Origin of the sequence: Candidatus Phytoplasma pyri (assembly GCF_046600495.1) — a bacterium.
Taxonomy (GTDB): Bacteria; Bacillota_I; Bacilli_A; order Acholeplasmatales; family Acholeplasmataceae; genus Phytoplasma; species Phytoplasma pyri.
The window spans coordinates 78970-105556 of record NZ_JBKIOZ010000001.1 but is presented as its reverse complement, the minus strand read 5'-3'; the positions used below and the strand labels follow the sequence as shown (position 1 = coordinate 105556).

Genomic DNA, 26587 nt, shown 5'->3' with positions numbered 1-26587 from the left:
TAAAAAAATTTTTACTATGATATTCTAATATAAATTAATTTAATTTTATAATTTTTTAAATTATTATTATTCACACTATATAATGATATTTATTTTATAAATCAAAAATAATATTAAATTATAAAAAATTATTAAAATTTATTTTAAAATATTTAATAATAAATATCAGAGAGAAAATTATGGAAATAAAAAGAATTAGTGATTATCGTATAATATATTATTTTTGCATTAATGTTGATGAATTGGAAAAAAAATTGTCTGATAATTATAATCTTATAAAAAAAACAATAAGTTTTAAAGGTTTTCGTAAAGGACATGTACCAATAAAAGTTTTTCAGAAATTTTTTAATACTGATTATTTATATAATAAAGTTTTTGAAGATTTGGTAACTCAAAAATATCAAGAAATTTTAAAAGATAAAAAATTAGTAATTATTGATCAACCTGAATTAATAGATTTAAAACCATATCCTTTTGATTTTACAAAACCTTTAAATTTTGGTTTAGAATTTAATTTAGTTCCAAAAATTGATTTATGTAAATATAAAGGTTTAGAAATAATTAAAAAAAAATTTAATATTGAAGAAGAAGTAGAAATAAAAATAAAACAATTGTTAGAAAAACAATTTATTTTCGAAGATAAAAAAAGTAATTTATTATTGGAATTAAGCGATATTGCTATAATTGATTTTAAAGGATTTATTAATAAAAAATCTTTTGAAGGAAGTCAAGCTAAAGATTTTTATTTAGAAATTGGTAGTGGTAGATTTATTCCTGGTTTTGAAGAATCTATGATAGGAATGAAAATTAAAGAAAAAAAAGAAATTCATGTTACTTTTCCTTTTGATTATCATTTAAAAAAATTATCTAATAAAAAAGCTATTTTTCATGTTTTTTTAAAAGCTATTAAAATTAAAAAAAAACCAATGATTATTTCAGATGAAATAGTAAAAAAAATGAATTTTAAAAATATTAAAAATATATTTGAATTGAAACAAAATATAAAAAAAAATTTAGAAATTGAAAATAATTTTCAAGAACAAAAATATTTTAAAGAACAAATTTTAAATTATATAATTAATAATTCTTATGTAGATATTTCTAAATATTTTTTAGATAAAATTAAAAAACAAGAAATAGAAAATTTAAAAACAAAAATTATTCAAAAAAAAATTACTTTAGAACAATATCTTATTTCTTTAAATATAACTCTAGAGGAATTTGAAAAAAATATAGAAGAAAAAATATTGCATAAAACTAAATGGGAAATATTATTAAAAAAAATTATTGAACAAGAAAAATTAACAGTGCTTGAAACAGAAATAGAACAAATTAAAAAAGAAATAAATAAAGTAGATAATAAAAATATTCAAGAAAATAAAAACTATTATTCTTCTTCAAGAATAAAAAATTATTTATTAGAAGAAAAAGTTTTTAATTTTATAATATCAAAAGCAATTATTAAAGTAGATATCGAAAAAAATAAAAATTAATATATGATATAAATTTTTATTTTTTATTTTAGTTATATAATATAGTAATTTAATAATTTATTTCGGATAGGAGTAAAAAAACATGGATAATTATAAAGAAGAAAAAGAAATTATTACTAATGAATTACCTGCAGTAGTTATTAGAGGAATTGTTCCAATCCCACACAATGATTTTAGAATTGAGGTAGGACGTTCTTTTTCTGTTGAAGCTTTAAAATTGGCAGAAAAAAATAATTATCCCTATGTTTTAGTTTTATTACAAAAGAATTTTTTTAGTGATAAGATTAAAATTTTAGATATTGAAAAATTTGGAGTTTTAGCAAAAATTATTACTAAAGTTAAAATTTCTAATGATATTTATAAAGTTAAGTTTCATGTTATTAAAAGAATTAAAATTAAAAAATTTGTAAAAACTTCTCCTTTATATTTAGTCGAATATAATGAAGTTAAAACTTTATATGGTGATTTAAAAGATGAAAAAGTTTTAATTAAAATGGTTATTGAAGAAATTAGTAATAATTCTCATGAAATAGTTGGTAATTCAGATAAAAATCTTTTAGAGCAGTTTGGACAAGAAATTAGTAGTGAAAAATTAACTGATTTAATTATTTTTTGTTTGCGTATTGATGAAACCCAAAAATATAAATATTTAAAAGAACAAAATTTAAATAAAAGACTTTTTTACATTTTGAATGATATTGCTTCTCATATGTTTAATATTTCTATTGAACAAAAAATTAATGATCAAGTTAGACATAGTATTGACGAAAATCAAAAAGAATTTTATTTAAGAGAAAAAATGCGTGCTATTCAAAACGAATTAGGTGAAAAAGCTAAAAAAGAAGAAGAAATTGAAGAACTTAGAAAAAAAATTAAAATTTCTAAAATGCCTTCTAATATAAAAGAAAAAGCTTTTCAAGAGTTGTCACGTTATCAATCATCATCTTCTTTAGTAGCTGAATATTTTGTAATTAGGACTTATTTAGATTTTTTAATAGCTTTACCTTGGGGAAAATTTAGTAAAGATGTTAATAATTTAAAAAAAATTCAAGATAAATTAGATACTAACCATTATGGTTTAAAAAAAGTCAAAGAACGTATTATTGAATATGCTGCAGTAAAAATTATGACTAAGAAAAATCCTCAAACTATTCTTTGTTTATCTGGTCCTCCAGGTGTGGGTAAGACTTCTTTGGCTATTTCTATTTCAGAAGCATTAGGACGTAAATTTGTAAAACAATCACTTGGTGGTTTAAAAGAAGAAAGTGAAATTAGAGGTCATAGAAAAACTTATGTTGGTGCTATGCCAGGCCGTATTTTAAATGGTTTGAAAGAAGCAGGCACAATGAATCCGGTATTTTTATTAGATGAAATTGATAAATTAGTATTTAATAATAGTTATGATCCATCTTCTGCCTTAATGGAAGTTTTAGATCCAAAACAAAATAAAACTTTTATGGATAATTATCTATCTGAACCTTTTGATTTATCACATGTTTTATTCATTACAACTGCTAATTATTTAGAAAATATTTCTGCTCCTTTGAGGGATAGATTAGAAATAGTTGAATTAAATTCTTATACAGAACAAGATAAGTTTATGATTGCTAAAAATCATTTGATTTCGCAACAGATTAAAATTCATGGTTTAAATGATTCACAATTTGAAATTGATGATTCTAGTATATTTCATATAATACGTCACTATACAAAAGAAGCAGGTGTTAGACAGTTAAATAAAAACATAGCTGATTTAGTTAGAAAAACTGTAAAAGAAATTTTAATTAATAAAAAAGAAAAAGTTGTTATAAATAAAGAAAATATTGAATCTTATTTAGGTAAAACTATTTATTTTCATACATTAGCAAATATTAAAGAACAAATCGGAATAGCTAATGGTTTAGCTTATACTTCTTTCGGTGGTGACATATTACCTGTAGAAGTAACTTATTATAAAGGCAAAGGACAATTAATTTTAACAGGAAAATTAGGTCAAGTTATTAAGGAAAGTGCTATGACAGCTTTAAGTTTTTTAAAATCTCATGCTAAAGAATTTGAAATTGATTTTGAGATTTTTAATAAAAATGATTTTCATATTCATTTACCAGAAGGTGCTATTCCTAAAGATGGACCATCTGCAGGTATTACTATTGCTACCTCTATTATTTCTGCTGTAAAAAAAAGATATATTCGTAAAGATATAGGTATGACAGGGGAAATTACTTTAAATGGAACAATTTTGCCTATTGGTGGTTTGAAAGAAAAAGCTATTGCCGCTAATCGTAGTGGGTTGAATACTATTTTAATTCCTAAAGATAATTTAAAAGATATTGATGATATTCCAGAAGAAGTTCTTAAAGTTTTAGAAATTATCCTTGTTGATAATATTAACGATGTTTTTACGAAAGCTTTAGTTTAATATTAATTTATATTTAGTTTTATTATTGCTTAAAAAATATTTATAATAAAATATATATAAATAAAAGTTTATTAGAGGTTAATAATTATGAATTCGGAAACAATAAAATTTTTATTAAAAATTATTTTAATTTTGTTTAATTTTTTAATTATTTTTAGCGTATTATTATTTTCTGATGAAAATAACATTAATTCTTATGCAGGTAGTTATTCAGAAAAAGATAAAAATCGTAAGATTCAAGGAGCAGAATTATTTTTAAATCGTTTATTATTATTTTTAATTACTTTTTATTTTATTATTTTTTTATATTGTCTAACAGGAAGTGAAAATAATATATAGAATTTAAAGATATACTTTAAAATGTTTATTTGACAAAAAAAATAAATTTTATATAATTATTTAATATATCATTTTATTTATTTTAATATGAAAAGAGGTGTTAAAAAATATGCCAAAAACTATAGTTCGTGAAGAAGAAACTATTGAAGAAACTTTACGTCGTTTTAAACGTGAAGTATCTAAATCTGGTAATCTTGCTGCAGCCCGTAAAAAAGAATATTATATTAAACCAAGCGTAGAAAAGAAAAATCGTCGTAATAAAATGTTATTACGTTAATATTAATAATATATTAAATATAAATCTTAATAAAAAGGCATCTTTTAAGTTGCTTTTTTTATTTTATTTTTTATTATTAATAAAATTTACGTAATATAAAATAATTATAATTATTTATTATTGATTATTTTTTAAAAATTTATATAAAAAGTTTGAAAAATGAAAGTTAAAATACATAATAAAACTAATATTTCAGTTAAATCTTTAACTAAAATATTAAAAAAAATATTTTCTTTTGTGTCCGAAACACAAAATATAAATGTTATTTTTATAACTCAGTTTAAAATGAGAAAAATGAATTTTTATTATCGTCAAAAAGATTATGATACTGATGTTTTATCTTTTATTAATGAAGTAGATACAGATTCTTTAGGAGATATTTTTATTAATTTAAATAAAGCCCAAAAACAATCACAAAATTATAATCATAGTTTAAGTCGTGAAGTTGGTTTTTTAGTAACTCATGGCTATTTACATTTAAAAGGTTATGAACATAATTCAGAGGATGAATTGAAAAAAATGCTTATTATTCAAGAAAAAATGTTAAAAAAAGTTGGTTTAGATAAAAAAATCATTTCTAAAAATAAAAAATAATAGCAATTAATTTTAAGGAGATAAATATGAAATTTAAATCCGGTTTTATAACTATTTTAGGAAGACCAAATGTCGGTAAATCTACTTTGATTAATATTTTAGTTAAAAAAAAAATTTCTATTGTTAGTGATAAACCTAATGTTACTATTAATAAAATAATAGGAATTTGTAATGATATTAATTCACAACTAGTTTTTATTGATACACCTGGATTTAATAATCGTAAATTTTTATTATCAAAAAGAATGGACGAATCTTCTTTAAAAAGTATTTGTGGCGTAGATATAATTTTATTTTTGATAACTGATATTTTAAATTCATCAGAAAAAAAATTTTTAACCAATATTCAAAAATATAAAAAACCTATTATTTTAGTAATTAATAAAATAGATAATTTTAAGAATAAAATTCAAATAGATAAAATTATTTTAGATTGTTTAAAATATTTTAAATTTGATAATATTATTCCTATTTCTGCTATTAATGGACAAAATTTAATTCCTTTAAAAAATAGTATTTTGTCTTATTTAAAAGAAGGACCCAAGTATTATCCTTCCGATATGATTACTGATCAAAAAAAAGATCGTTTAATTGCTGAATTAGTAAGAGAAAAAATATTTTTTTATTGTCGTCAAGAAATACCTTATTCTGTTGGTACTATGGTTGAACGTATTAATCATATTGATGATAATTTTATTGAGGTTTGGGTATTGATTTTAATAGAAAAAACATCTCAAAAAAAAATTTTAATAGGTAGTAAAGGTGAAAAGTTAAAACAAATTTCTATTAATGCTAAAAAAGAAATAAAAAATATTTTAAATATAAAAGTACGTTTAAATTTATGGATTAAAACAGAGCCAAAATGGCGTGAAAATATTTATTTATTAAAACAATTAGGCTATTATTAATGGCTAGAACTCTAGGTTTGATTTATAAAATTTCTTCATATAAAGAATATTCAAAATTAGTTTTTATTTATACACCTGAAGGAAAAAAAACTTTAATTGCTAAAGGTTCTCAAATGATAATAAATCCTTATCGTATTTTAATTGAATATTTAAATTTAATAGAATTTGAGAATAATCAAAATTCTTCATTTTTAGTTCTTAATAAAGCTTTTTTGTTAAATAATTATAAAAATATTAAACAAAATTATCAAAATATAAAAAAAGCTTCTTTAATTTTAGAATTAATTGATAAAACAATTTATAATTTTGATAATTCTTTACCACATAAGGTTATTTTTCAAGAAGTTTTAAAAGCATTACAATTTATTCAAACTGGATATTTAAGTTTTGCTTTAAGACTTTTGAATTTTTTAGGTTATAAAATTAATTTTAATAATCTTTTGTTAAAAAGTAATTCTATTATAGATTTTAAAAGTGAATTTAATTTAAAAGAAAAAAATAACCTTAGTGATTTTCAAATTAAGGAACTATCTTTACTTCGATCTTCTTATGAAATTCAAGAACTTAAAACAAAACTCTCTATTTTAAATTTTATTTATTATTATTATGAATTTTATTTAGATATAAAATTACAAAATCTTTATTAAAATTAATATTATTAATTATTTTTTTAACATATATAAAATAATAAGAGGTTTTTATGACATCTTTAGAAAAAATTATTATTTTTGCTAAACAAACAGGTTTTGTTTTTGCAAGTAGTGAAATTTATGACGGTTTTGCTAATAGTTTTGATTATGGTCATTTAGGTTCATTATTAAAACAAAATATAAAAAAAGCTTGGTTAAAAAAATTTATCAAAGAACAAGAAGATAATATTTTGTTCGATAGTGCTATTTTATTAAATCCAAGAGTATGGGAAGCTTCAGAACATTTATCACATTTTTCTGATCCTTTAATAGAAAATAAGGATGATAATAAACGTTATCGTGCAGATAAACTAATTAATCAAAATGATTCTAAATTAAATATTAGTGGCTGGTCTTTTGAAAAAATGCAAAAATATATTGTTGATAATCAACTTTTAGGAACTAAAAATTGGTCTTCTATAAAAAATTTTAATATGTTATTTCAGACTCATCAAGGAGTAGTAAAAGAAAAAAGTAAAAAAGTATATTTAAGACCAGAAACAGCTCAAGGAATTTTTATTAATTTTAAAAATATTTTAAAAACAGCTAGAAAAAAAATTCCTTTTGGAGTTGGTCAAATTGGTAAATCTTTTAGAAATGAAATAACTCCAGGAAATTTTATTTTTCGTACTTGTGAGTTTGAACAAATGGAATTAGAATTTTTTTGTGAACCAGGAACACAAAAAAAATGGTTTTTATATTGGAAAACATATGTTAATGATTTTTTGTTATCTTTAGGAATTCATTCTAAAAATTTAATGTTTAAAGATTATTTACCAGAAGAATTAAGTCATTATTCTGACTTTACTACTGATATATTATTCAATTTTCCTTGGGGTTTTTCTGAATTATGGGGTATTGCTTCAAGAAGAGATTTTGATTTAAAAAAACATCAACAATTTTCTAAAAAAAATTTAACTTATTTAGATGAAAAAAATAAAAAAAAATATTTACCCTTTGTAATTGAACCTTCGGTGGGTGTAGAAAGATTATTTCTAGCTTTTTTATTTAACAGTTATGAAGAAGAAAAATTAAATATAAAAGACACTAGACAAGTTTTAAAAATTCATCCATTTTTAGCTCCTTTCAAAGCAGCTATTTTACCTTTAAATAAAAAAGAGCATAGTTTAAAAGCAAAGGAAATTCAAAAAGATTTAATGTTATATTTTGAAGTTTGTTATGAAGAAAATCAAAGCATTGGTAAAAGATATCGTAAACATGATATGATAGGTACTCCCTTTTGTATTACAATAGATTGTCAAACTTTTTTAGATGAAAGTTGTACTATTAGAAATCGCGACAATTTAAAACAAGATAGGATATTTATTAAAGATATAAAAAAATATTTAGAAAATAAGTTGTTATTTTAGTTTTTAAGGTAACAAGTGGTGGAATTAGAAAAATTGAAATTTGAAGAATTTATTAATAAAATTAATACAGAAGTCCCTATTTATGATTTAGTTCAAGAAAATAATATTAATTTAAAAAAAGTTGGTAAGAATTTTATAGGTTTATGTCCGTTTCATTCTGAAAAAACTGCTTCTTTTTCTGTTTCTCCGGAAAAAAATATTGCTGTTTGTATGTCTTGTAAAAAAGGTGGTAGGCCTATTTCTTTTTATAAAGAAATTAAAAAAGTTTCTTTTCAACATGCTGTTTCAGTATTAGCTAAAAGATTAAATATTTCTGATTTATCTGAAAAAAATTTTTTATCTATTTCAGGTAATCATTTTTATCAAATTATAGAGGAAACAATGATTTTTTTTCAATCTAATTTGTATGATAGAAAATTTGGTAAAAAAGCTTTTAAATATCTTGAAGAAGAACGTAAAATAAAAGATGAAACAATAAAATATTTTAAATTAGGTTATGCTTTGAGTTATTTAGAAGAAAATATTTTTAATAATCAAATAAAAAATAAAAAAGAACTCAATAATTTTTCGTCTTTGATTGATTATTTAAAAAAAAAATATTCTATTAATGATTTGATAGATTTAGGAATAATTAAAGAAAATGAAAAAAATGGTGATTATTATAATTTTTTTAATGAACGTTTAATTTTTCCAATTACTAATAAATATGGTAAATTTGTTGGTTTTGCTGGTCGTAATTTAAATAATAATGAACAAATAAAATATTTATTTAATACTAATACTAAATTGTTTAATAAACAAGAACTTTTATATCAATTTTATGAAAATAAATCTGAAATTATAAAACAAAACAAAGTTATTATATATGAAGGTTTTTTTGAAGTTATAGTTTCTTTTCAGTGTGGTATTAAAAATACTGTAGCTACTATGGGAACTAATTTAAACGATAAACAAATTAAGATATTAAGTGAATTAACTAAAGAATTTATTTTTGCTTATGATAATGATTTTGCTGGCCAAGAGTCTTTTTTCAAAATAGCTAATTATCTAACTAAAGAAGGTTTTAAAGTTAAAAGGATATTATTTCCTAATGGTCAGGATCCAGATGAATATTATCGTCAAAAAGGTGAAAATCAATTTCAAAAATTTATTATCGATAACACAGAAGATTTTTTAGATATTAAATGTAAAGAATTATCTAAAAAAATAAATTCTGTTTCTCTAGATTTTGTTGAAAAAGAGAAAATTAAATCAGAATTATTTTCTTTATTTGATAAACAAAGTGAAGAAATTAAAATACATTATCAAAGTATTTTGAATAATAAATATAATATTAAAATTAAATTATCTTTTGATAAAAATATTAATATACGAAAATTCGTTGATATTTATAAAGTTAAAAAATTTATGACAACTAATTTTTTATTAGAAGTTATTTTTGATAGACATTTTTTGTATAAAAATTGGAATATATTATCTAAAGATGAAAATTTTTCTAATTTTCAAAAAAAGTCACCAGATGTTTTATCTGCAAAAGATTTAATTTATTATTATTATTTTTTTTTATTTAAAGAAATTAAAAAATATTATGATTCTAATACTCAAAAAAATTTTATTACAATAGAAAACATAAAAGATTTTTTAAAATTATATCCTAAAGCTTCGTGTTTTATAATTGATTTAAAAGATAAAATTGAAATTAAAAAAATTGATAATTCAATTTATAATTATAAATTAGAAATAAAAAATGAAAAAAATGAAAATAAAAAAAAAGAAATTTTAAAAGAAATATTACGACTACAAATAAAATTAAATAATTTAAAATTATATAAGACTAAAAATTAAAATAAAAAAATAAAATAAAGGTAATTAATATGAATTGGAAAATTTTAATTGAAAATTTATTTAAAAAATTTAATATTAAACAAAAAATAAAAAATGAATATTTTTTAAATTATGTTAAAAAAAACGATATTAATAATAATTTTTTATTAAATTTCACAAAAGAAGATGATAATTCTTTGATATTAAAAAAATATTCAGAAGAAAAAATAAAAGATTTATCTGATTCATTAGATGAAATTATTTTAGAAGAAGAAGAAGATTTAATTTATGAAGATGAAACAGATACTTTAGTATTAGACGAATTTGAAGAAAAAAAAGAAGAATTTTTAAATATTGATAAAAATCCAATTGATTTAAAATTTTATGATCCTGTTAAAATATATTTGAAAGAAATTGGTCAAATTCCATTATTAACTTTAGAAGAAGAACAAGAACAATTTAGGTTAGTTTATAACGGAAGAGAAGCAGAAGCAAAACTTCAAAGTTATAAAAAAAAAGAGATTGAATTATCAGAAAAAGAAATTTCTGAATTAAATGATATTTTAAAAATATCTAATAAAGCTAAACATAGATTGGTTGAGGCTAATTATCGTTTGGTTGTTTCTATTGCTAAGCGATATATCAGAAGAGGTTTAGAATTTTTAGATTTGATTCAAGAAGGTAATAGAGGATTAATGCGTGCTATAGATAAATTTGATATTGAAAAAGGTTGTAAATTATCTACTTATGCTACTTTTTGGATTGTACAAAAAATTTTAAGAGCAGTAGCTGATCAAGCTCGAATTATTAGATTACCAGTTCACATTGTGGATAGGATTAATATTATTTCTATGGCAAAAAGTAAGTTAAGATTAAAATTACATCGAGAACCAACTATTGAAGAATTATCTGAATTTCTTAATATTTCTGAAAAAAAATTAAGAATTATTGAAATAATTAAGAAAAAGCCTATTTCTTTGGAGGCTAGGGTTGGAGAAAAAGATGATTCTTCTTTAGGAGAATTTATTAGTGATCCTGAGTCTTTGTCACCTCATGATTATATGTTGCAAGAAATTATGAAAAATACTTTAAATGAAATTTTAGAAGATACCTTAACTGATAGAGAAGAAAAAATTTTAAGAATGCGTTATGGATTATTAAATGGAAAAGTTCATACCTTAGAGGAAGTTGGAAATTCATTTGGTGTTACCCGTGAAAGAATAAGACAAATAGAAGCTAAGGCTTTTAGACGTTTAAGAACACCAGCAAGACAAAATAAATTAAAAACTCTTTATAATAGAATGAATAAAAAATAGGATATATAAAAAAATGAAAAGAATTTTATTTATTGCTTCGTTAAGGGCGCCTGTTAGGATATAAAAAGATATCTAGAAAAAAAGCCTAGACGTTTTAAAAATGACAAAACGAGAACAACAAATTAACTTTTGAATCTAAAGATAAAAAAGGAAAATAGCATATTTGTAAAGCGATAAGTTAACTAAAAAGAATATTATGTTACTACTAATTGCAAGTTCATATGAAATAAGGTTAAAGTCAAAAGATTGAATTTCAGGTTGAGTAGGTATAGCAAGCCTCTAATAGGTAATGAGACTGAATTAATATTCAGTATAGGAATATTCCCTATCAAATCCCTATTTGTTATCATTTATTTTAAAAATTAGTTAACGGTTTTTAAAAGTCATTTACTCTAAAAATATAGAGTTTGAAAATGATAAACATTTTATAGAAATAAAAAAAGACATTGAAATAACCGATATTCATGATTGCTTAGCTTTTTATATTACCAGGGAAACCTAATAAAAACACAATGTTTATTTAACTTATGTTTTTTATGGTGGCAGAGGCGTTGTAGTAGTCTGAGACGGTAACACCGATTACATGGCAAAGAACGCTAGAATTATGTTTAAATTATTAAACTTAATTGTGAAAGCTTAGTGCATGGAAACATGCCCGCTGGGTTTGGGAAGGAGCTTAAAAGTAATTATTTTTTTGAGTTAATTACTTTAATTCGATCTTCATCTAAAAATTATGAAAAAGTTTTAGATATTGGAACTGATCACGGATTAGTTTTAAAAAAGGCTTTTGAATTAAGAAATATTAAAAAAGGGATTGCTTCAGATAATAAATTTAAACCTTTGATGCAAGCTAAAAAAAATTTAAAAAAATATCATGTTAATTTTTATTTAAGCGATGGTTTTGATAATATTAAAGAAGAATTTGATTTAGCTTTAATTTGTGGTATGGGTGTTTTAAATATTATTAAAATTTTATCTAAAGCCCCTGATAAAAGTAAACATTTTTTATTAGGGCCACAAGGCAAAATAGAATATTTATTATTTTGGTTGGAAAAAAATAATTTTGAAATTATAGAAAAATATCAAATTTTTGATAAATTTAATTATTTATTTTTTAAAGTAACGAAGTGTTGCATAATTTTGGACTATTAAAAAAAAATAAAAACCATTTAGATTTTTTTTCGTTTTTTATTTTATTTTTAAAAATGACTTTTTAAAAATATTTTAAAAAAGCCTTATACTAACATATACGCCCTTTTTTGCAAAATCTCTCCAAAATTTTTTAATTTTGTTAAAATTTAAAATTTAATACGATAAAATGGATTGAATTTTAAAAATAATTTTTAGGTTATTTTGAAAAATAATTGAAAATATTTTTTTAAAAAAACTTATATTAATATGAAAATCATTTTTTTACAAAAACTTTCAAATTTTTTTAATTTTGTTGAAATTTAAAATTTAATACAAGAAAATGGATTGAATTTATTTTTTTTAAAAAAATTAACTTTTTAAATTAAAAGGTATAATTAGATTAAAAATAATTTAAAAAGCAAATATGAACGTTTTTAGATATCAAAATTAAACTCTTAATCTAATTAAAATTAAATTTATAATTTTGATTTTATGATAAATTAATTGTTTACTTAAAAAATTTATTTTTGATAATTATTAGGTGTTTGATAATTTAATTTCGTTAAAATCCAATTACTATTATAAAAGATTAAAAAATCGTTAATTAATTGTTTAGCTTGAAAATAAGTTAAATTTTCTAAATATGGAATTTCAGTAAAAATTAACGATTTAATTAATCCAAAAAAAGATTCCATAACTGCATTATCATTTGGTTTAGCTTTACGTGACATACTAATTCGAAATCCACGTTCCATTAACCAATTTTGAAAATGATTTGAACGATAAATCGTTCCTCTATCAAAATGAATAATACAATTTGGTTGAATTTGAGAAATTTGATTAAAAGTATCATAAATTAAAATTTTATTAGGATTTTGAGAAATCTTAAATGCAACAATTTTACGATTATAGGAATCAATTACAGTTGATAAATATAAAAATTGATGATTACTAATTTTAAATTGAGTAATATCAGTAAATAATTTTTGCATTGGTTGATTAGCATAAAAGGTATTTTGGTCTTGTTGAATTAAATTTTCAGTAATTGATAAATTTTTTCCAACCATATGATAATTACGTTTTGGTTTTAATTTGCATAAACAATGATTTTGTTTCATAATTCGATAAACATAAGAAATATTTAAATTCGCTTGATATTGACGATTATATAAAATGGTGATTTTTCGAAAACCATAATAAAATTTGTTAATTTGACATAAACGTTTAATTCTTTTAACAATTAATTGATGGTTTTCTAATTTACGTTTTTGATAATCAGCATTTTGTAACCAATAATAATAAGTTGATTTGTTAACGTTTAATATTCGTAATATTTTTCTAATTGATATTATGTTTTGATATTTTTGAATCATTTTTAACAAAAATGATTTAGGAAATTTAAAATTAGCAATAATTTCTTGACGAATTTGATTTTCCATTTTATTTATCCTTTTATTTTTAATTTGATGTTAACATAATTAAAACGATTATGCAAATCAAATACTAATCAATTAAAAAATAAAACCATCAATTGTTTCTAATTGAGAAATTAATTTTTGATTAATTTTGGTACGTTTAATGAAATCATTTTTATCAGTAAATAATTGTTGTTGACGTTGTTGAATAATTAAATTAGCTTTTTCAATTCCTAATCCATTTAAAGCAATCATTGGAATTAATAAAGTTTTTTCGTCAATAATTGAAAAATCATTAATTTGTGAATAATTCCAATTAATTGGTTTTAATTTTAAATTTTGATTTTTAAATTCTAAAACTAATTCTAAGGTTAATAATGATTCAACTTCTAAATTAGTTAATTGTTTAACTTGATTCTTTTTTAAACGATTAATTTCTTGTTCTAATTTATTAATTGGACCAATAATTAATTCATAATTAAATTGTTTTATTTTTAAAGAAAAATAACCATAATAAAATAAAATTGGATAATAAACTTTAAAATAAGCAATTTTAATTGACATCAAAGTATAAGCAGTTGCATGCGCTTTTGGAAATAAATACTTAATTTTAAAAGCTGATTTAAAATACCATTTAGGAATTAAATTTTGATAAGGTTTAATCAATTCTTGCCATTTAATTAAATCTTGATGTTGTTTACCTTTTCGAATAAATTCCATAATTTTAAAAGCATCATTTTTAGGAACTTGGTTAATAACTAAATAATTATAAATATCTTCTCTGCATCCAATTATTTCATTAAAAGTAATTTTATTTGGTAAATTTTTAAAATCACCATTTTGATTAATAATATCAAAACCATTATTTAACCAAACATTAGTTCCATGAGCTAATCCTGATACTTTAATTAATTTTTCTAAATTAAAAGGTTGGTTTTCAACTTGATAAATATTAATTAACATTTTTCTTACAAAATTAGTTCCAAATTCAGGAATTCCTAAAGTACTAATATTAATTCCTTGATTATTTTTAAAATTTTGAGTAAATAATTGAAATACTTTAGAATCATTAATTGGAATTTCATGATAATGTTTAAAAGGAAATTTTTGTGGATATTTTTTAATATAATCAAAAAACATTTTAAATAAAGTTGGATTATCATGACCTAAAATATCTAATTTAGATAAATTATTTTCAAAACTATGATATTCAAAACTAATAATTTGCCAAATTTTAGAATCATGAACTGAATTTTGAATTGGTGAAATTTGATAAATTGAATTATTTTTTGGAACAATTATCAAACCTGAACCATGAGTTCCAATTGTTCTTTTAACTCCAATTAATTGTTTAGCAATTAAATTAATTTGATGAAAACGTGGTTTGATTTGATTCAATTTTAAATAATTATAAACATAACTAAAAGCACTTTTATTAGAAATAGTTTGAATTGTGTTTACTTTGAAAACTTGATTAATACCTAAAATAAATTGTAAATAATTTTGAATCGTAGTTTGATATTTTGAAGCAAAATTTAAATCAATATCAGGAGTTTTGTTTCCATTTAAGCCTAAAAATGCTTCAAATGGAATATCATAACCTGTTAATTGACAATTATTTTGACAATTTAAACATTTAGAATTGGTTTGAATATTAAAATTAGTCATTTTACATTGATGACAATAATAATGTGGTTTCAAAGGATTAACTTCAGTAATTCCAATTAAATAAGCAATAAATGATGAACCGATGGAACCTCTTGAACCTACTAAATAATCATCTTGATAAGCTTTTTGAACTAATAAATAAGCTAATAAATACATAACTGCAATATTAGCTTGATTCGGTTTTAAATCATTAATAATAATTTGAAATTCTTGTTGAAAACGTTGTTTTAATTCTAAAGGCCAATTTTCACCATATTTATTTGTCATTTTTGTTAAAATAATTTGTTTTAAAGTTTCATTAATACTATTAATTTTTAAAGGTGAAGTAGTTAATTCATTATCATTTAAGGTTAATAAATGATTAGGTAAAATAGTAATTGGAGTAATTTTATCATTTAATAAATTTGGATTAATAATAACAATTTCTTTAATTAATTGATTATCATTTAAAAATTCAAATGATTTTAACATTTCAGTAGTTGTTAATAAAGCATAATTAGGTAAATCTTCAAATTCACATTTTGATAAAAAATGAATTTTTTTACCAATTAAAGCAGTTTTAGTAAAAATTGCATAATATTTTTTTTGATTAGAATCTAAATAAAAAACATTTCCTGTAGCAATAATTAATTTTTTGGCTTTTTTAGCAAATTTAATAATTCTTTTAATAGCATTTTGAATAATTTGAATACCATTAATACCTAAATTTAACATTAAATTTTGATAACAAGTAATTGGTTGAATAGTAATATAATCATAAAAATTAATAGCTGTTTCTAAATCAAAATCATTTTCATTTAAAGCAATTTCAATTAAATTACCATCATTAATAGTATTACCAATTAATAAATTTTCACGATTATTAATTAAATCTACTGCTTTTAATTTAGGTATATTATCAAAATTATTCATTTGTGTTTTACTTAATAATTGATATAAAGTAGTTAAACCAACTTGATTTTTAACTAATAAAACAATTCGATATGGTTTAATAAAATCAATTGGTAAAGATTGATTTAATTGTTGATAATATTGGATATTTTGAGATAATAATCGATTTAAAAGATTTTCAAAAATATTTTTTGTAATTAAAACATCATGCATAGCTTGATGATGATTAGTAAAAGGAATTTTGAAATATTTTGCTAAACTTTTTAAATTAAAATAACGTAATTCTTGATGTAAATAATAACGTGATAAATTTAAAGTATCAATAAATGGTAAATTAAGGTCTTGATTTAAATATTTTTTAGTTTGATTAATTAAAAATCCAATATCAAAACTAATATTATGTGCTACCAAAATACTATTTTCACAAAATTTTAAAAATTTAGGTAAAATTTCAGTAATTAAAGGTTTATCTTTTAAATCATGATTGGAAATATTAGTTAAATTTTCAATAAATGGATTTAATTCTTGATTAGGATTAATTAAAGTTTCAAATTTATCAATAATTTGATGATTTTGAATTTTAATAGCTGCAATTTCAATAATTTTATCATTAATTTTTGATAATCCAGTTGTTTCTAAATCAAAAATTACATAAATAGCAGTTTTTAAATCGTAATTAGCAGTAATTTTTGAATTATAAAAATATTCTTTTTGATTAGATTGATAATAAATTTCAATTCCATAAATTGGTTTAATTGGAGTATTTTTAAAAGTTGAAGCAATTTTTGGAAAAAATATTACATTATCTAAATCAGTAAAAGCAATAGCTGAATGTTGATATTGAATTAAACGTTTTAAATAATCTTCTAAATTTATTAAACCATTAAATTCGGACATTTTAGTATGAGCTAAAAATTCAATTCGTTTTAAACCAATTGTTGAATCAATTTTAATTGGTAAAATAATTTTTTGATAATCTTTTAAAATTAAATAAACTTGTTGATTAATTTTTGGTTGATAAATAATTGCAGTAATTTCTAAAAAATCACCATTTTGAATTTGGCTTTTTTGCCATTTTTCTTGTTCTAATTGATTGAAATCAAATTTTTTTACTAAAATAGCATCATCATTAATTAAATTAGAAGTTTGTTTAGTTAAAATAAATTCTAAAACTAATTTTTCAATATCAAGAAAACTTGGCCTAAATTGAATTTCTTGAATATAACCTTTTAATTGTAAAATTTTATTTTTAAAATTAGGATTTTGATTAATTGCAACTTCATATTCAGTTTTAGAATTTGGAATAATTGAAAAATTGTCAACAATTGGAGTAATAGTTGATTTTAAAGTTTGATAATTAAGATATAAAGTTTGATATTTTAATTTTAATTTAGGAATAGTTTGATTGATAATTTTTAATAAAAAATCACCATTAGTTTTTTTAGAATAAATATAATGATGAATAGTTTTATATCCATTAGTAGTTAAATCAAATTCTTGACAATAAATTAAATTAGAATTTAAAAAATAATAATTTTTAATTCCATTTTCAATTTTAGATTTAATTTTTGAAATTTTTTGATTATTTTGATAAATAATTTTATTATCCAATTTAATATTTTGAATTAAATTTGGATTAATTTTGTTTGGTTTAATTACTAAATTTTGATAATTAGAATTTTGATAATTAATTTCCTTTAATTGGAAATTAGTTTTATTAAATTTAAAATTTTGGAAATTAGTTGAATTTTTATAAATTAGAATTAATTCTTTATTGTTAATGGTTAAAATAAATTTTTGATGAAAAATTTTAATTAATTGATTTTTTTGATAAAAAAATTCATAATTGTTAATATTTTTTTTAATAATTTTTGACATAAATACTCCTTTTAAATGATTTTTAAATAAAAAAAAATACCATTTTGAAAAATGGTATATTTGGTAATTAATTGATTTTAAAAATTAAAAAATAATTAAATTTGAATGATTAGAATAGATAAATACCTAAAAAAATTTAAACAACGTTAAAATGCATTTTTTCGATATTTAAAATGACGAAAAAAGAAACCTTACCAATTTATATTCTTTTTTAAATTAATATTTTTTTTAATTACAGCTGTTAGTTTATTTTTTGAATTAAAAGTTTTTTTATTTTTTTTTAAAAAATAAAAAAAACTTGATTAATATTTTAAATTAGATTTATTTTAAAAGAAATTGCCTATACAACAAGGCCATTTTTTTTTTTTTTTCCTTAAAGGGAAATAAGATGATTTGAAAAATCGAAGATATTTATATAAAAAATATATACAAATATATATACATACATATATAAAATATCAAAAAATATATATATATTTTTTATAAATATAATATATAAATATCAGGTATCTTAATTGTAAATAAATATCGAATTAAAACGAAAAGTAAATGCTGACTTTGTGCTGGCTTTGTGCTGACTTTATGCTGACTTTAATGCTGACTTTATGCTGACTTTATGCTGACTTTGTGCTGACTTTATTTTTAATACATTTTAGTTAGTTTTAGGTATTTGGAAAATATTAAAATTACTAAAACAATAATTATAAATTTTCAGTAATAATTTTCCAAATTTGATTAAAAAGTTCTAAATCAAATTTTAAAATTAGTTTTGAATATAAAGTTTGAATTGTATTGATTTGATTAATTGCTAAATTATTTTTGATATTAATTGTTAAATATTTAGAATTATTTTTTTGATTTAAATCAATAATTCCTAAACTATATCTTGTTTTACCATTCAAATCGATTAAATATTCAAATTGATTAAAACGATATTTTTTAGTAGTTAAATTAAAATGATATTGAATCTTTTGAAAATAAAAAGATTTTTTTTTAAAATTTAAACGATTATTTCTAATTTTAAAACCTTGATTAGTTGATTTTAAAAAGAATTTTAAATAAACTAAATCAGTTTCTAAATATAAAATTTGGTTATATTTGAATGAATAATTAGTTTTTAATGCTTGATTAAATTTATCAACTTTGGTTTCATTTTTAAAAGGAATTAATTTTAAAGTTGGTAATTTAGTTTTTAAAATTGGAATTAATAAATTTTTAATTCGATTTTTATTAACATCATGATATTGATGTTGAAAAATTGATTCATTTCCTAAATATTTAGTATCATTAAAATAATCGTTTTTGGAATCTAATTGATTAAATTTTGGTTCAATAATTGATGAATTTTGGTTTAATTGTTGTAATATCATTGCTTTTTCATTAATAATAGTTTGATAATTAGTTTTGGAAACAAATAAAGTATGAGTTTTGTAATTATAATATTCAAAAATTTTATTTTTTTTGGTATATTTTTGAATTGAAATATTTAAATTTGATAAAGCAGTTAAATTTAAACACTTTAAAAAATTAATTAATGAATTATTTTCTAAATTATCAGTTTTAATCATTGGAATTTTTTGATAAATTGTAGTTATTGCAAAATCCATTTTCTCTTTAATATGATGATTAATTTGTTGAAAAAAATTAATATCATAAAAAATTGAATTTTGATATTCATTTAAATTATTTAAACCAAAATTAATAGCTAAATCATAATTTTTATCTTGATTTGAAATTGCAAATTGATAATTAATTTTAAATTTTAAAGCAATTTTAATTGTTTCAATATTAGTTAATTTTTCAGTTAAAAGAGTAAAATTAGTAATTGTAGTTAAATTAGTTAACATTTAATTAAATCCTTTCTTTTAAATTTGGATATTAATTAAAATATCCATTTAAATTATTAAAATTAATTTTTAATAATTTAAAACGATATTTTAAAAATAAATAAAAAAAAAATACTAATTAGGAAATTTAATTAGTATTTTTTAAAATAAAAGGTATAATAATACCTAAAATAAATTTAAAAGCAAAATAAAGCATTTTTTTTGATATTGGTTTTTAATTAATTAAAATTTATTATTGATTTTTTTCAATAAATGGTTCAATTTCAGTAAAAGTTTGATATTTTTTTTGAAAATCAAAGATAATTGAACCTAATTTACCATTTCGATTTTTAGTAATTAATAATTTAATTGGATTAAATTTGGAATAATATTCTTTTTCTAAATCAGTTTTGAAATTAAGATTTTGTAAATAAAAAACAATATCACTATGTTGAGAAATTGAACTAGAACCTTTCATATCAACAACATTAAAATCAAGATTTTTAGAATTTTTTGATGCTTCTTTCGTAAATTGAGTAATTAAAAAAATTGGAATTTCTAATTCAACACTTAAAATTTTTAAACGAAAAACGATATTATCAATTGACCTTTCAGGATTATGTGAAAATTCAGGATTTTGAATTAAATTTAAATAATCAATAAATAACATATCTAAATTACCATTTTGATGATTTAAACGAATTTCAGTTTCTAAACTATCAATATCGTTAAATTTTGGAAAAGATTCAATTAAAAAATTATATTTTGGAATATTTTTAATTTTAGTAACATATTCATCAAATTGATTAGAATAAATTTTACCATTATTAATGGTTTCATCAGTATAAAAATTATCAATTACAAAACTTTTATTAGTAATTGTCGTTAAATTGGTTTTAGTTTTAATTGCTAAAATTCTTTCTAATAATTCATTAAAATTCATTTCTAAACTTAAAAATTTAATTTTAGGATATTTTTGATGAATTAAATAATAATAATCAGAAAATTCTAATAATAAATTTAAAGCAAAAGTAGTTTTACCAAATCCAGTTAAAGCTGAAAAAGTAATTAATTTGCCTTTAGTAATTGAATTAAAATAATGATTAAATTGAGAAAAATTAACAGTTTTAAAATTATCAATTAAAACGTTTTTTTGTAAATTTTCAATTCCTAAATCCATTTTTAATAAATAATCAACTATTAATTCTAAAAAATTTTTAGTAGTAGAAGTAGTTTCATTTTTAGGAAAGGTTAAAATTTTATTAGCTAATTGATTTAATTCATTAAAATTAGGTAAATTAGTATTAGTTTTAATTTTAGTTAAAATAGATTGAATTTCTAACCAAAATTGATGTTGAATTTTAAAATGATTTAAAGTATTTAAAGCATTGTTAAATTCTAAATCAGGAATTAATGATGATTTTAATAATTTAGTAATTAAATCTTGATTAAGATTAGAATTTGGTAAATATTGATTATAAGTTAAAAAATCAGTTAAATTAAGATTAGGATTATTTTGATGGATTTGATAAATTAAATTGAATATTTCTAAATATTGATTTGTTTTAAAATTAACGTTTTTTAATAAAGTAATTGTATTTTTAATGGTTTTAGAATTATTAGAATTAAGAGTTTGGATTAATTTAGTAATTAAAATAGTTTCAGATTTTAAATTAATATTTTCCATATTATTCCTTTCTTGATTTTATTTTTTTAATTAAAATATTTTCTAAAATTGTAATTGATTTTAAAAAATCAGTATTTTTATATTTTTTTAAAACTAATGAAAAATAAATCATAAAAGTATTTTTACGTTGAAAAAAAATTTCATGATATTTCATTTGTGTTTTAGCATTTAATAAATATAAACAACAATTAGTATTTTTTTGATAATTAAAAATTAATAATGTTTTAGGATTAAATTTTAAAAATTGATACATTTTTGATTTAGTAAAAATATGTGAATTTTTAATTGGTTTTTTAGAATTAGAAAAAGTATTATCATTATATCTTATATTACCTAAATAATTAGTTGTTTTAATATCTAAATAATAATTTTGAATACAATTAGTTTTAGAATTATAAAATTTAATTTTTAAATCATAATATTGTTGATTTTTAGAACATTCAAAAATATGATTAATTAAGTTATGATTTTGATTTAAAAAATCAAAAATAACCTTTTCAAATTCTAAACTATTACAATTTTTTTGATGATATTGATAATATTGATTTAAATAAGCAATTAAAATATTTTGATTAATTTGAATAAAAGTTTTTAATTCGTTTTCAATTTCAAGAATTGAAGTTAAAGTTTTAATTTGATTTTGAATAAATTGATATTTTGAATTTAATTCTAAAAATTCATTAAATGTTAAAAATGATTTTGGTTTTAAAATTGTTAATTCAATTATGGAATTTAATCCATTTTTAATTAGTTTAAATAAAGATAATGTAAATTGAGTCACATTTTTTCTTTTTTTAAAACTAGTTAAATATTTTTGTTGGATTTTAGAATTTAATAAATAAAGATTAATTTTATCATTTGAAAAAATACCAATTAGTAAAGTTTTATTAAAATTAAGATTATTACTTAGATTAATTCTTGTGTTTTTATCACTGGTTTTACAATTAATTTTGTAAAAATTGTTTATTAAAATATCATATTCAGGATTATTTCCTTTTTCTAATTTTATATCAGTAAATTTTTTGGAATTAGTTAAAAAATCGGCAATAATTTTTTCAAAATCTTGACCTTTTGGTTTTCTTTTGTATTGGTAATAATAGTTTTGAATTTGATTTTTTAATTCTTTAGAATTATTAGTAAAAATTTCTTTAATTTGATTTTCAATTTTGGTAAAAATGATAATCATTCCTTTCTTAAGTGAATTTAAAGATAAAAAAAACTCCTTTTTCAAGGAGTTTTTAAAAAATAACAAATATTTAAATTTAAAATTAATTAAATAAAAAGTTTAAAATTAATTAAATAAAAAGTTTAAAATTAATTAAATAAAAAGTTTAAAATTAATAACTGAAATTGGTTTTAAAGTAGAAGTAATTTTTGGTGTAAATTCAAACATCAAATATTTAGTAAAACCAAAATTTTTAAAATTAGTTAAATATTTTTGTTGAATTAATGGAGTTAATAAATAAATCTTAATTTGACTAGTAGTATAAATTCCAACTAAAAAGGTTTTGATAAAAAGATGTTTCGTTAAAAAAATATTTCTAATAGTACTTTTTAAATCAATTTTATAAAAATTATCAATTAAAATATCATAATAAGGATTATATGGACCTTTAATTTCAACATGATTAAAAACTTTAGTATCTTTTAAAAAATAAAAAATAACTTTTTCAAAATTATAAGAAGTTGGTTTTGTTGAATATTTATAAAAATGATTTAAAATTCGTGATTTTAATTGAGGAAATTTAGTAATAAAAACTAATCTAATTTGATTTTCAATTTGATAATTATCATTAAAAAATAATTTCATAATTTAAAATAATTAACCATTAATTAATAAAACGATTTGGTGTTGAAGTTGGAATATTAAAATTAGCTAAAATTTCATGAAAATGATAATTGATAATTTTAAAAGCTTTAATAATTTCAGTTAAATTAGTTTTTAATAAAGTTAAATGATTTTGAAATAATTGAAAAGTTTTGGAACTATAGTTAGAATTTATTGGAATAAATAAACATACTTGACAATTCATTAATTCTAAAATCATTTCTAAAATGCCAATTAAATTTAAATCATTAATCATTTCATAAAAATGTGGTTTTAATGGAGTAGTTAAAAAATCACATTTAATTGCTGAATTTTGATTTAGATTTAAATTAGAAATTTTTGGACTAATTTGGTTAATTTTAATAATTAAATTATTAATTGAATTTAAATTAAAATTACTAATAGTTAAATTTTCAGTTAAAATTTGAAAGAATTTTTCATTAGTAACATCATCGATTTCATTAATTTTTAAAGTTTGTTGTTTAATATCAATGAAATCAATTTCAATTTGATGAAAAATTTTTTGAATTTGATTAAATAAAATAGTAAGATTTGGATATTTTTCAATATCAGGAAAATTATTTAAAATCTTAAAAAGATAATTAAAAACATTATCAGGTGAATTCATAAAAGTAATTCCTTTCTTTTTTTATTTGGTTAATAAAATAAAAAAAACTCCTATTTAAGGAGTTTTAGTAATAGTATGATTTAAAGTTAAACAATAATGATTAGAATTTAAAATTGTTTGTAATTCTAGTAAATTTGAATGATTAAAAAATTCATCTAATGATTTAAATTTAGGTAAAATAATAACTTTAACTGTTAAATAATTAGCTTGAATTAATTTTAAATATAATTTTAAAGCTTGAATTTTGCCATAATAATCATTATCTAAAATAATTAAAATTTCATAATCTTTTGGAATATAATCAAAAATTTGTTTTAATTGTTGATTAGTAAAATCTTTACCACAAATTGAAACCACATTTTTAAGTTGAAATTGATAGCTTTTAATTACATCAAATTCGGATTCTACAATAATTAATTGTTTTAAAGCTTTAATATAAGGTAAATTTTCAAATAATCGATATAAATAATTTTTTGGTTTAATAAAATTATTAGCTTTTAATTCAAGATATTTAGGAGTATTAATATCACGAATAATTAAATTAGCTTTAAAACTAATAGTGGATAATTTTTGATTAATTAAAGTAGTTTTTGGAATAATAATTGCATTATAAAAAGCATCAATTAAAACTGAATTTTTGGTTTTAGTTGGTTTAGGTATTATTAAATTAAAAGCTTGAGCTAATTCTAAATTAAAATGATTTTTAGTTAAATATTTAACTAAAATATTAGTAAAACGATAATTTGAATTAGCATTTGGTGCAAAGCCTAATTTGAATTCATTAATAGTATCAAGATTTAAATAACGTTGATTTTGTAAATAATTTAATGCAATTTCATTATAAGGAGAATAATTTTTTAATAAATAATGATAATAATTAGCACTAACATTTAAAATTTGATATTTATTTTTAATTAAAGAAAATGAATTGGAATTAGTTTTAATTAATGATTGAAATTTAATTCCATCTAATTCATTAATTAAAACTTGAAAAGCGGTATTAAAATCAACTTGATATAATTTTTGATATAAATCAAAAATATCATGAAATTTATTATCACATTTGAAACATTTATACATGTTGGTTTCAGGATTTACAATAATTTTATTTTTTTGACAACATTGAAAACAATCATAATAATTAGAATTAATTTGAAAATTAGATTGATTTAAATATTTAGTAACTGAAATTTCAGTTTTAATACGTTTTTTAATAGTATCAATATTCATAAATTTAACTCCTTTTAAAATTGGATAAATAAAAAAAAGACTACAATTAATGTAGTCTTTTAGTTAAGTTAGGTTTTAAATTATTATAAAGTAGGTTTAGTTGGAGGTGGAGTTGTATCAACATAAGTTTCAAATTTAATATCACCATTATTAACAGCTCCAAATAAAAAAAGTAAATTAGGATTATTTTCATTAAGATTTACATAATAACTTGGATTTTCAAAATTATATTTTGAAAAATAACATGATTCATATTTATAATGATATACATATTTATAATATAATAAATATTTATTATTAAAATTATAAGGTTGAATTTTTGTAGTAAAATTACACAAATTAGAATCTATTTCACAATTTGTAATAAATCCATTATCTAAACAATAAAGTTCTTGATTATTTTTTCCTAATTTTTCTTTAATTTCAACACCTTTATAAATGTTTGGTTTAAATAAACAATTATCTTTCCAGTTTTGTAAATCAATTTCATATTGTTTCATTTTTTGATTATATTCATTTTGTTTAGCTAAATTTTCATCATACCAAAAAATATAAGCTGTTTTAATAATATCGTTTTTTTGTAACATATCTTGTAAAGTATATTCATAATATACTTCTTCGTATTTTTTATTAGGATAACTTTCAAAATAAGCACCTAATAAATTAGATTCAGGATTTTTAAAATAACAATCTAAATAAACATTTTTATAACTATTAAAACCAGGAATAGAATCACCTTCAACTACAACATTATATTTAGCTTTCATAAATGATTTAATTTCTTGGTAACTTCCAACATAATGATTAATTACATTCATTTGTGGTTTTTTATGAGTTAATGAAAAAATATAAACGTTTTTAGAATTATTACTAATATTATATAAATCAGTATCAGTAATATTAGCAGTAGTTAATAATTTGGAACCATTAATATCATCAAAATAAATTACATCAATTGAATCATTATTGTAACAAGAATTAGCTAATAATGGAGTATTAATTAAATTTGAATTACTATTATAACAATTTAATTGAATAGTTTGATTAATATTTAAATAATTTTTAATATAATCGATTTTAGATTGATTAAATGGAATAGTAGTTTTAAGATGATGAATTTTAGGTTTTTCAGTTTTAGGTTTTTCAATTTTATAAAAAACATAAGCTGTTTTAATT

At 19.1% G+C, this 26587-nt stretch carries 20 protein-coding genes; 11 read left to right on the top strand and 9 right to left on the bottom strand.

Annotation, left to right across the window (positions count from 1 at the left end):
* The first annotated feature begins 179 nt into the window (after positions 1-179).
* The 11 genes from tig (at position 180) to ACLHHF_RS00570 (ending at position 12381) form a co-directional block, all read left to right on the top strand.
* A complete protein-coding gene (gene tig / locus ACLHHF_RS00620; RefSeq protein WP_411307899.1) occupies positions 180-1493 on the top strand; it encodes a trigger factor in 1314 nt (437 codons plus the stop codon).
* Positions 1494-1575: 82 nt separating this feature from the next.
* Entirely contained in the window at positions 1576-3912 is a 2337-nt protein-coding gene (lon, locus tag ACLHHF_RS00615) for an endopeptidase La (protein WP_411307898.1), read from the top strand.
* Between the two features lie 87 nt (positions 3913-3999).
* Positions 4000-4251, top strand: coding sequence for a hypothetical protein (locus ACLHHF_RS00610; protein ID WP_411307897.1), 252 nt, complete (start codon positions 4000-4002; stop codon positions 4249-4251).
* Positions 4252-4360: 109 nt separating this feature from the next.
* Positions 4361-4528, top strand: coding sequence for a 30S ribosomal protein S21 (gene rpsU, locus ACLHHF_RS00605; RefSeq protein ID WP_411307896.1), 168 nt, complete (start codon positions 4361-4363; stop codon positions 4526-4528).
* Between the two features lie 159 nt (positions 4529-4687).
* Positions 4688-5122 carry an rRNA maturation RNase YbeY gene (gene ybeY, locus ACLHHF_RS00600; RefSeq protein ID WP_411307895.1) on the top strand — a complete coding sequence of 145 codons (435 nt, stop codon included), beginning with the start codon at positions 4688-4690 and terminating at the stop codon, positions 5120-5122.
* A gap of 26 nt (positions 5123-5148) precedes the next feature.
* Positions 5149-6030, top strand: coding sequence for a GTPase Era (gene era, locus ACLHHF_RS00595; RefSeq protein ID WP_411307894.1), 882 nt, complete (start codon positions 5149-5151; stop codon positions 6028-6030).
* Positions 6030-6677, top strand: coding sequence for a DNA repair protein RecO (recO, locus tag ACLHHF_RS00590; protein ID WP_411307893.1), 648 nt, complete (start codon positions 6030-6032; stop codon positions 6675-6677). The genes era and recO overlap by 1 nt, the downstream gene beginning before the upstream one ends.
* 53 nt (positions 6678-6730) lie before the next feature.
* Positions 6731-8089 carry a glycine--tRNA ligase gene (locus ACLHHF_RS00585; RefSeq protein ID WP_411307892.1) on the top strand — a complete coding sequence of 453 codons (1359 nt, stop codon included), beginning with the start codon at positions 6731-6733 and terminating at the stop codon, positions 8087-8089.
* 33 nt (positions 8090-8122) lie between these two features.
* Positions 8123-9934 carry a DNA primase gene (gene dnaG, locus ACLHHF_RS00580; RefSeq protein ID WP_411307891.1) on the top strand — a complete coding sequence of 604 codons (1812 nt, stop codon included), beginning with the start codon at positions 8123-8125 and terminating at the stop codon, positions 9932-9934.
* 29 nt (positions 9935-9963) lie between these two features.
* The gene (locus tag ACLHHF_RS00575) at positions 9964-11229 is read left to right on the top strand and encodes a sigma-70 family RNA polymerase sigma factor (RefSeq protein ID WP_411307890.1); all 1266 of its coding nucleotides are present in this window, start codon (positions 9964-9966) and stop codon (positions 11227-11229) included.
* 651 nt (positions 11230-11880) lie between these two features.
* Complete coding sequence (locus ACLHHF_RS00570) at positions 11881-12381, top strand: tRNA (adenine(22)-N(1))-methyltransferase TrmK (RefSeq protein WP_411307888.1); 501 nt, start codon at positions 11881-11883, stop codon at positions 12379-12381.
* Positions 12382-12881: 500 nt separating this feature from the next.
* Here ACLHHF_RS00570 and ACLHHF_RS00565 read toward each other — a convergent pair whose 3' ends face one another.
* The 9 genes from ACLHHF_RS00565 to ACLHHF_RS00525 all read right to left on the bottom strand — a co-directional run.
* The gene (locus ACLHHF_RS00565; protein ID WP_411307887.1) at positions 12882-13799 is read right to left on the bottom strand and encodes an IS3 family transposase; all 918 of its coding nucleotides are present in this window, start codon (positions 13797-13799) and stop codon (positions 12882-12884) included.
* A gap of 72 nt (positions 13800-13871) precedes the next feature.
* Positions 13872-18212, bottom strand: a complete 4341-nt coding sequence (locus tag ACLHHF_RS00560; protein ID WP_411307886.1) for a PolC-type DNA polymerase III — start codon at positions 18210-18212, stop codon at positions 13872-13874.
* A 701-nt stretch (positions 18213-18913) separates the two neighbouring features.
* Positions 18914-20059: a hypothetical protein gene (locus ACLHHF_RS00555; RefSeq protein ID WP_411307885.1), complete on the bottom strand. Its 1146-nt coding sequence runs from the start codon at positions 20057-20059 to the stop codon at positions 18914-18916.
* A 232-nt stretch (positions 20060-20291) separates the two neighbouring features.
* Positions 20292-21725, bottom strand: a complete 1434-nt coding sequence (locus ACLHHF_RS00550) for a DnaB-like helicase C-terminal domain-containing protein (protein ID WP_411307884.1) — start codon at positions 21723-21725, stop codon at positions 20292-20294.
* A 1-nt stretch (position 21726) separates the two neighbouring features.
* On the bottom strand, positions 21727-22911 hold the full coding sequence (locus ACLHHF_RS00545; RefSeq protein WP_411307883.1) for a hypothetical protein: 1185 nt from the start codon (positions 22909-22911) through the stop codon (positions 21727-21729).
* 132 nt (positions 22912-23043) lie between these two features.
* Positions 23044-23535 (bottom strand): hypothetical protein, encoded by a 492-nt coding sequence (locus ACLHHF_RS00540; RefSeq protein WP_411307882.1) that lies wholly within the window; start codon positions 23533-23535, stop codon positions 23044-23046.
* Positions 23536-23554: 19 nt separating this feature from the next.
* The gene (locus ACLHHF_RS00535) at positions 23555-24181 is read right to left on the bottom strand and encodes a hypothetical protein (protein WP_411307881.1); all 627 of its coding nucleotides are present in this window, start codon (positions 24179-24181) and stop codon (positions 23555-23557) included.
* 54 nt (positions 24182-24235) lie between these two features.
* The gene (locus tag ACLHHF_RS00530) at positions 24236-25411 is read right to left on the bottom strand and encodes a toprim domain-containing protein (RefSeq protein WP_411307880.1); all 1176 of its coding nucleotides are present in this window, start codon (positions 25409-25411) and stop codon (positions 24236-24238) included.
* 83 nt (positions 25412-25494) lie between these two features.
* On the bottom strand, positions 25495-26587 hold a 1093-nt coding region (locus ACLHHF_RS00525; protein ID WP_411307879.1), incomplete at its 5' end, for a hypothetical protein.

Bases quoted from the DNA above. Each gene is read 5' to 3' on its own strand.
- rpsU (WP_411307896.1), top strand. From the start codon at position 4,361: ATGCCAAAAACTATAGTTCGTGAAGAAGAAACTATTGAAGAAACTTTA.
- ACLHHF_RS00530 (WP_411307880.1), bottom strand. From the start codon at position 25,411: ATGAATATTGATACTATTAAAAAACGTATTAAAACTGAAATTTCAGTT.
- ACLHHF_RS00570 (WP_411307888.1), top strand. From the start codon at position 11,881: ATGCCCGCTGGGTTTGGGAAGGAGCTTAAAAGTAATTATTTTTTTGAG.
- ACLHHF_RS00550 (WP_411307884.1), bottom strand. From the start codon at position 21,725: ATGGAAAATATTAATTTAAAATCTGAAACTATTTTAATTACTAAATTA.
- ACLHHF_RS00565 (WP_411307887.1), bottom strand. From the start codon at position 13,799: ATGGAAAATCAAATTCGTCAAGAAATTATTGCTAATTTTAAATTTCCT.
- lon (WP_411307898.1), top strand. From the start codon at position 1,576: ATGGATAATTATAAAGAAGAAAAAGAAATTATTACTAATGAATTACCT.
- ACLHHF_RS00585 (WP_411307892.1), top strand. From the start codon at position 6,731: ATGACATCTTTAGAAAAAATTATTATTTTTGCTAAACAAACAGGTTTT.
- ACLHHF_RS00555 (WP_411307885.1), bottom strand. From the start codon at position 20,059: ATGTTAACTAATTTAACTACAATTACTAATTTTACTCTTTTAACTGAA.
- era (WP_411307894.1), top strand. From the start codon at position 5,149: ATGAAATTTAAATCCGGTTTTATAACTATTTTAGGAAGACCAAATGTC.
- ACLHHF_RS00540 (WP_411307882.1), bottom strand. From the start codon at position 23,535: ATGAAATTATTTTTTAATGATAATTATCAAATTGAAAATCAAATTAGA.
- ACLHHF_RS00610 (WP_411307897.1), top strand. From the start codon at position 4,000: ATGAATTCGGAAACAATAAAATTTTTATTAAAAATTATTTTAATTTTG.
- recO (WP_411307893.1), top strand. From the start codon at position 6,030: ATGGCTAGAACTCTAGGTTTGATTTATAAAATTTCTTCATATAAAGAA.
- ACLHHF_RS00575 (WP_411307890.1), top strand. From the start codon at position 9,964: ATGAATTGGAAAATTTTAATTGAAAATTTATTTAAAAAATTTAATATT.
- ACLHHF_RS00545 (WP_411307883.1), bottom strand. From the start codon at position 22,911: ATGATTATCATTTTTACCAAAATTGAAAATCAAATTAAAGAAATTTTT.
- ACLHHF_RS00560 (WP_411307886.1), bottom strand. From the start codon at position 18,212: ATGTCAAAAATTATTAAAAAAAATATTAACAATTATGAATTTTTTTAT.
- ybeY (WP_411307895.1), top strand. From the start codon at position 4,688: ATGAAAGTTAAAATACATAATAAAACTAATATTTCAGTTAAATCTTTA.
- ACLHHF_RS00535 (WP_411307881.1), bottom strand. From the start codon at position 24,181: ATGAATTCACCTGATAATGTTTTTAATTATCTTTTTAAGATTTTAAAT.
- tig (WP_411307899.1), top strand. From the start codon at position 180: ATGGAAATAAAAAGAATTAGTGATTATCGTATAATATATTATTTTTGC.